Source organism: Saccharothrix sp. (assembly GCF_031180885.1).
In the GTDB taxonomy this organism is placed as follows: Bacteria; Actinomycetota; Actinomycetes; order Mycobacteriales; family Pseudonocardiaceae; genus Actinosynnema.
This window is the reverse complement of the sequence record NZ_JAPSLK010000044.1, coordinates 60,506-68,226: the sequence shown is the minus strand read 5'-3', so window position 1 is coordinate 68,226 and position 7,721 is coordinate 60,506. Positions and strand designations below refer to the sequence as shown.

At 72.4% G+C, this 7,721-nt stretch carries 6 protein-coding genes; 4 read left to right on the top strand and 2 right to left on the bottom strand.

Features of this window, described 5'->3' with window-relative positions; all coding sequences use genetic code 11:
- Both RIN75_RS33180 and RIN75_RS33175 read right to left on the bottom strand, forming a co-directional pair.
- Positions 1 to 452, bottom strand: a 452-nt coding sequence (locus tag RIN75_RS33180) for a hypothetical protein (protein ID WP_309116022.1), incomplete at its 3' end; no start/stop codon positions are given.
- 129 nt (positions 453 to 581) lie between these two features.
- Complete coding sequence (locus RIN75_RS33175; protein WP_309116021.1) at positions 582 to 1,820, bottom strand: helix-turn-helix transcriptional regulator; 1,239 nt, start codon at positions 1,818 to 1,820, stop codon at positions 582 to 584.
- A 26-nt stretch (positions 1,821 to 1,846) separates the two neighbouring features.
- On the opposite strand from RIN75_RS33175, the gene RIN75_RS33170 reads away from it, so the two are divergent.
- The 4 genes from RIN75_RS33170 (at position 1,847) to RIN75_RS33155 (ending at position 7,721) form a co-directional block, all read left to right on the top strand.
- Positions 1,847 to 2,485 (top strand): hypothetical protein, encoded by a 639-nt coding sequence (locus tag RIN75_RS33170; protein WP_309116020.1) that lies wholly within the window; start codon positions 1,847 to 1,849, stop codon positions 2,483 to 2,485.
- Between the two features lie 249 nt (positions 2,486 to 2,734).
- Positions 2,735 to 3,679, top strand: coding sequence for a hypothetical protein (locus tag RIN75_RS33165; RefSeq protein WP_309116019.1), 945 nt, complete (start codon positions 2,735 to 2,737; stop codon positions 3,677 to 3,679).
- 130 nt (positions 3,680 to 3,809) lie between these two features.
- Complete coding sequence (locus RIN75_RS33160) at positions 3,810 to 6,674, top strand: tetratricopeptide repeat protein (RefSeq protein ID WP_309116018.1); 2,865 nt, start codon at positions 3,810 to 3,812, stop codon at positions 6,672 to 6,674.
- A 654-nt stretch (positions 6,675 to 7,328) separates the two neighbouring features.
- Entirely contained in the window at positions 7,329 to 7,721 is a 393-nt protein-coding gene (locus RIN75_RS33155; protein ID WP_309116017.1) for a hypothetical protein, read from the top strand.

Here is a 7,721-nt window from a genome sequence, read left to right as displayed (position 1 = left end):
CACGACACCGCGACCTCCATGAGGTCCGCGCGGGCGAAGGGCAACCACGAGTCGGCGGACGGCGACCACAGCGCGTACTCCGCACCCTTCCCGTCGACGGCCTGGGCAACCCAGTGCGCCAGCATCGACGGCGCGTGGACCGCAGTCTGCGGAGCTGTGCGCAGGCGCCACTCGCGGGAGGCCAACTCGGGTTGACGCGGTTCCCCGCGCCAGTACCCGACCTGGTAGCAGTGCCAGTGGACGTGCTCGACAGTCTGCGCGAAGACCACCCCGGCGGGTTCCGGTCCGCTCACGCGGAGCCGGGACGGGGACACCGGCACCGGCAGCGACTCCTGGTCGAACAGCACAACCGCCCGCGTGGTGTCCATGCTGGCGACGTCGTGGACGACCCCGGCTTGTCCCAGTCGGGCCGGCCACGCGCCGCCTGGCTTGTCCACCTCGACTTGGACCACGCGGACGGCCTCCGTGATCGGTACGCCGTTAGCGTCCCTCCGCGGTATGTACCGCCCTCCATTCACGAAGGGGGAGGCTATGACCTGCTTGAACGCCGAATATGTTTCAAAATCATATTGGCGTGCGGTTCACCCGATGGTGGTAAGGCGCAGGCCCATTCGGGAGGCAAGGCCGCGCAGGCGGATTCCGACCGCGTCGCGCTTCACCCAGCGGACGTGACCGCGCACCGCCTCTCGCACCAGTGGGTCATGGCGGACACGCTGGGGTGCCAGGTCTTCGGCCTTCAGCAGCAGCTCCAAGCCCTTGTCCCGCTTGCCCTTCTCCAGCAGAAGCGCGCGACCGACGTCAGCGTAGAATTCGGCGCGACGCGACGGGGATTCGATGGCGTCGATGTTCACCGTGCGGGCGATCTCGGCGACCTTGCCGCGTTCGCCCAGCTCCAGGTTGATCGACGTCGTCCAGATGCCCACGTTGACCGTGCCGAACAGCATGTGCGCGAACTCGCCCACCTCCTGGTCCAGGCGTCGGGCGACGTCGGCGGCCTCGGCCAGGTGGGTGGTCGCGGTGTCGCGGTCGGGCTTGGCCTTCGTGGCGGCCGCCAGCGCGGCGGACAGGTTCAACATGCCGTACGCCTGAAGGGTTTCCGGGTGGTCCAGTGCCGGGCGAAGTTCGTCCGCGGCGCTCACGGCCCGCCGGTACTGCACTTCGCGGTCGGTGGAGCCGGTGGCGTCCGCGCGCAGCCATGCCGTGTACCCCCGCCACTGCGGCAATCCCAGTTCGTCGGCGCAGCGCTTGGCTTCCTTCGTGGCCATCACCGACCAGCCGCGCCCGTTGCCGAGCCGCTTGGCCACCCAGGCCGCCGAGGAGTAAGCCACGATGAGGCCCAGCAGGACCTCCCGCCGCAGCTCCGGCCGGCGGACGTAGGCCGCGTGCAGCTCGGCCATGAGCTTCGGTGCCAGTTCCCCCTGGCCGATGTAGTCGGCGAACTGGTGCTGTAGCAGCACCAGGCGGTTCACGTCCGCCTGGACCTCGGCCCAGTCGCGCACCGGAACGCCGGTGTCCGTCCCGAATTCGTAGGTGTCCAGCGCGTGTTCCACCGCCACCAGGCCAGCGTGCGCCTTGGGGTCGGGCTCCCGCTTCCACGGCCGGTCGATCAGGTCCTCCACCGCGCAGCGCAGCGCGTCCGCCAGGAGTTCCAGCTTGTTGCGGTTGGGGACTTCGGCCTGGCCGCTCTCCAGTCGGGAGATCGACGCCTGGCTCTTGTATCCGGCCAGGCCAGCCAGGGTCTCCTGGCTCATCTGGCGCCACTCGCGGATCTCCCGTAGTCGCGCGCCGAACGCATTCGCCTCGGTCAGGTCCAGGTCCACGGTCCGCACCTCCGCCCCGTTCGGTCGTGCACCGGTTCGTCCTCACGGTACCTACCTGGCCCGTCCGCGCGCGGGTCGCGCGGCTCAGCTGCACATGGCGTGCGGCACCCGCGCGCGGGATCACCGGCCACTTCGCCCGCGTGCTGCCCCGCGGCCTGCCGACCGATCGGCTGCGCGGACTGCTCGACCGCGTGCCCGACCCGCGCGGACCTCTGGTGCTCGCGCTGGTCGCCGTCCACGCCGTGACCGTCGAGGAACTGCGCAGGCTGCGGCTGGTCGGCTACGACGCCGTGTGGTGCGCGCTGACCGTGCGCCGCACCGCCGGACCGTTCACCATCACCCTGGGCGCCCTGGTCGCCGAGTTCATGACCACGTGGCTGCTCAGCCGCGCCACACTCCGGCCGCACACCACCAACCCAGCTCCTCCTCAGCCACCCCACCGCCCTCAACCAGGCCACATGAGCCGCTACGGGTTGGAAGGGCCGTTCCGCGCGGTCGGCATCAGCGCGGGCCGGCTGCGCGCGGACCGCATCCTCGACGAGGCCGACCACACCAGCGACCCCGTCCAGCTGATGCGCGTGTTCGGCATCGCGACCGCCACCGCGGTCCGCTACGTCCACGCCGCCCACACCGAACACTTCACCGGACAACCCACCAGCGCCTGACCGCGCCGAGAAGGGAACCGGGCGGTCCGCGCTGCGCCGGACGGTGGTCGCGTCCGGGACGCGATCGGCCCTGGGGGCCGGCCGCCCGAACCGGCGATCTTCACCCGGTCGGCCTAGCATCGCCATCGTCGTGCCGCCCAAGTCTGCACGACCCGCCCGTCCGGACGGTCCCCGCCGAGGACGGAGGCCCCATGACCCCACCGCACCACGTCCACCCGTCCCCGGCGCGCTGACGGCGCGGGCCGCGGCGTGGCAGTCCTGCGCCCTCCGGTCGAGCCGGCACTGGCTAGCGCCCAGCGGCACGTGCCCCGCTCGACCGCACACGCACGGCTGGCGTTCGAGCCGAAGCTCGACGGCTGGCGTGGGCTGCTGTTCAGCGGCGAGGGCGTCCTGCAATCACGGCGCGGCACCAACCTCAGCGCCCGCTTCCCCGAGCTGGTCGCCGCCGCCCGCCCGCTGGGCGACGTCGTGCTGGACGGCGAGATCGTCGCGCTGCGGGAGGGACGCCTGGACTTCGTCGCCCTCGCCGCCGGCGCACACCGCAGGTCTGTCGCCGGGGTGGTGGTCTACTACGTCGCCTTCGACCTGCTGGCCCACGACGAGCACGATCTGCGCGACCGGCCGTACGCGCATCGGCGTGCCCGCCTGGAGGAGGTGATGACCGCGGTGGCCCCGCCGCTGCAGCTGGTGCCCAGCACCACCGACCGCGAGCAGGCGCTGGCCTGGATGCGGCCGGCCGTATCCGTCGTGGGCATCGAGGGCCTGGTGGCCAAGTGCCTGGACCGCCCGTACCGGGCCGGGCGGGGTGGCGACTGGATCAAGGTCAGGCAACACGTGGTGGTCGACGCGGTCGTCATCGGCGTCACCGGCCCGCCCGAACACCCCAGCGAGCTGGTCCTCGCCCGTCCCGACGCCCACGGCCGGCTGCGCCGGATCGGCCTGTCCCACCCGCTGCCGCAGAACCTGCGGACACCGGCCGGCCACCTGGTAACCACCACCGGCGACGCGCCACGAACCATCTCCACCGGCCTGTTCGGCGCCGGCGCAGGCACCGAGTACCTGCCGGTGCACCCCAGCCTCGTGGTGGAGGTCCGCGCGGAAGGCGCGGTCCTGGCCTTCTCCAACCGACTCCGGCCCACCGTGCAACGCCTGCGCCCCGATCTCACCCCCGACGACCTCACCCCCTCACCCTGACGACACGAGGCTCGGGGGTCCACCGGGCTGGAACTGGCTGCGGTCCGCACTCGTGCGGTGCGCGCGAACGTGCGGGACGCCAAGGTGTTCTGGAAGCCGGTCCATGCTCCGGTCGAACTGGAGTGCGCGCGTGACGACCGACAGTGCCGCGGGTGGCGGTGACGGGCACAGGGTGGGCCAGGACGCGACCGCGTCCGGACACGCCGTGGTCGTACAAGCCGGCCGCGACAGCACGGTCACGGTCCACCACGGCGACCGGGCGCGGGTGGCGTGGCCGGTACGGGTCGGCGTTCCGCCGCCCCCAGCCGACCACCATCAGGACCGCCGGGCATACGCCTTGCTGGTCGAGGTATTGACCTCTGGACGCGCGGCGGTCGTGGTCGGCGCGCCGCAGCACGCCGGCGTGGTCGTGTCGGGGTTGGGCGGGGTGGGCAAGTCGCAGCTGGCCGCCCGCCACGCCTGGTCGGTCTGGGCCGACCCGGTGGTGGACGTCGCGGTGTGGGTGTCCGCGCTCTCGCGCGACGCGATCGTGACCGCCTACGCCGAAGCCGCCACGCGGGTGCTGGTCGAACAGGACCCGCTAATTGCCGACCGGCCGCCCGAGCAGGCGGCGGGCCGGTTCCGGGAGTGGCTGGCCGCCACGCCGCGCCGCTGGCTGATCGTGCTGGACGACGTGCAGGACCCGGCCGATCTGCGCGGCCTGGACCCGCCACCCGGTAGCGGCGGTCAGGTCGTGGTCACCAGCCGGCGGCGCGACGCGGTGGTGGGACGCCGCGGCCACCGGGTGATCGAACTGGACGTGTTCACCCCCCACGAAGCCCTGGCCTACCTCACCGAGGCCCTGGCCGGCACTACGGACGGCGGTGACCGGGACAAGCTCGCGGGGTTGGCGGATGAGTTGGGGTGCTTGCCGTTGGCGTTGAGCCAGGCCGCCGCCTACCTGGTCGACCAGCCACTGCTCACCGTCACCGCCTACCGGGCGATGCTGGCCGACAAGCGCCGCACCCTGGCCGAACTCACCCCACCCGAACACGCCCTACCCGAACACCAGGCCACCATCGCCGTCACCTGGGCGGTGTCCATCGACCGCGCCGACCGCGCCGACGACCCGGCCCGACCGCGCGGCGCGGGACTGGCCCGCCCGCTGCTGGAGATCGCCGCCCTGCTCGACCCCAACGGCATCCCCCTCACCGCGTTCACCGCCCCACCCGTCCTGGACCACCTCACCACCCTCACCGGCAGGCCGGTCGACCCCGACGACGTCCACGACGGACTGACCCGACTACACCGCTTCAACCTGATCACCCTCACCCCTGACCGCCATGCACGGGCGGTCGCGGTGCACGCCCTGGTCCAACGCACCGTCCGCGACACCCTCACCCCCAAACGGCTCCACACGCTCGTCCGCACCTCCGCCGACGCCCTTCACACCATCTGGCCCGACATCGACACCCTCCACCCCGACCTCGCCCAAGCCCTGCGCTCCAACACCACCACCCTCCACGCCCACACCACCGCCGCCCTGCTCACCCCCTCACTCCACGACGTACTCAAACGCGCAGGGAACTCTTTGGGCGTCAGCGGCCAAGTCCACGCCGCCATCGCCTACTGGCACACCCTCCACAACCACACCGACTCACAGTTGGGCCCCGACCACCTCGACACCCTGACCACCCGCAGCAACCTCGCCCGCCGGCAGGGTGAGGCCGGTGACCCGGCCGGCGCGATCACCGAGTACGAGGCGCTGCTGGCAGACCAGCTCCGGGTCCTGGGACCCGACCATCCCCACACTCTGACCACCCGCAGCAACCTTGCCTCCTGGCGGGGTGAGGCCGGTGACCCGGCCGGGGCGGTCACCGGGTGCGAGGCGCTGCTGGCAGACCGGCTCCGGGTCCTGGGACCCGACCACCCCGACACCCTGGCCACCCGCAACAACCTCGCCCACTGGCGGGCTGAGGCCGGTGACCCGGCCGGCGCGGTCACCGAGTACGAGGCGCTGCTGGCAGACCAGCTCCGGGTCCTGGGACCCGACCATCCCCACACCCTGATCACCCGCAGCAACCTCGCCTCCTGGCGGGGTGAGGCCGGTGACCCGGCCGGCGCGGTCACCGAGTACGAGGCGCTGCTGGCAGACCGGCTCCGGGTCCTGGGACCCGACCACCCCGACACCCTGATCACCCGCAACAACCTCGCCCACTGGCGGGCTGAGGCCGGTGACCCGGCCGGCGCGGTCGCCGAGTTGGAGGCGCTGTTGCCCGACCAACTCCGGGTCCTGGGACCCGACCACCCCGACACCCTGATCACCCGCAACAACCTCGCCCGCTGGCAGGGTAGGGCCGGTGACCCGGCCGGCGCGGTCACCGAGTTGGAGGCACTGCTGGCAGACCAGCTCCGGGTCCTGGGACCCGACCATCCCCACACCCTGGCCACTCGCAGCAACCTCGCCTCCTGGCGGGGTGAGGCCGGTGACCCGGCCGGCGCGGTCACCGAGTACGAGGCGCTGCTGGCAGACCAGCTCCGGGTCCTGGGACCCGACCACCCCGACACCCTGGCCACCCGCAACAACCTCGCCCACTGGCGGGCTGAGGCCGGTGACCCGGCCGGCGCGGTCGCCGAGTACGAGGCGCTGTTGCCCGACCAACTCCGGGTCCTGGGACCCGACCACCCCGACACCCTGGCCACCCGCAACAACCTCGCCCGCTGGCAGGGTAGGGCCGGTGACCCGGCCGGCGCGGTCACCGAGTACGAGGCGCTGCTGGCAGACGGGCTCCGGGTCCTGGGACCCAACCACCCCGACACCCTGACCACCCGCAACAACCTCGCCTCCTGGCGGGGTAGGGCCGGTGACCCGGCCGGCGCGGTCACCGAGTACGAGGCGCTGCTGGCAGACCAGCTCCGGGTCCTGGGACCCAACCACCCCAGCACCCTGACCACCCGCAACAACCTCACCAGCTGGCGAGAAGCGGTGGCGCGGGGCACCGACACCGGAGCATGACTTCGTCGAAGTACGAGCGAGCCCGACCAGCGCAGCGACGACTTCGATTGACTCGACAGGCGGGTTCCCCTGTAGACCGTTGCGGGAATGCTCGAACCCGCCCGGTTCCGTCCCACTTGAACTCCGTGGCCCAGCCCGGACCCGTCGGCGGCTCGCCTGCGACCGCGAGCATCGGGGCGATCTGCGGCAGCGCGTCGATTGCCCGCGTACCTGGCACCCTGGCTCACCTCCTGCAGCCTGCGCTCATCCATCGTGAGGTGGAATCGCGCAGGCCGCGAACCCGACCATGTAGACGGCCTGCGGCGCTGCCTCCGCCCGCCGCATCTCGCAGAAGTTCTCCGCCACGCCCCAGCCGGCCGGGGGTGGTTAGGCTGGTCCGGAGCAGGTTCGTCCCTCGCCTCGTGCGGGCCAGGGCAGCGCCTCGGTGGCGGCACCGGCACCGGGGCGGGGACTGCAACGACCTCGACACCCGCATCGCCGGGTGACATCGGCATGCCACTGTGCTGCACAACGAGGAGACGACGATCATGCCCGCGAACCTCCTGCCCGTCCGGGTATCTCCGCGTCGCTGGGGCCGGCCGCGGCCGACGCGGCGGCCGCGCGGATCGGCTGCTGACGCGGTTCCGAGTCGGGTTCCCGCGTGCTCTGCGCGAGGTGGGACGGCAGCGGTCCCTGGTCCGTCAGGACGGCCAGGAGTGGTGCTGGACGTTGATGGCCGCCGCGCACGCGGTGGTCGGCCTGCGCGGCGGGGCCCCGGCGTTGGACACGGGACGGGTGGCGGCGGTGCTGGCGTGGGAGCTGGAGCGCGGGGTGTACGTGCCGGACACCGACGTCGCCGAGGCCGCGCTGAACCGGTTGCTCGGGCCGGGCGTGGAGGTGGGCGACTGGGAGCGGGTGGTGGTGCCCCCGGTGGAGGAGTGGGCGCGGCTGCCCCAGTGGTGCTGCTACGTGGTGATGCGACGGCCAGGGCGAGAACTCGGCCACTCGTACGCGAGGGGCGCGTCGACCGCGTCGACCTGCCATCAGGTCGCCCAGCGTGGTCGGTGA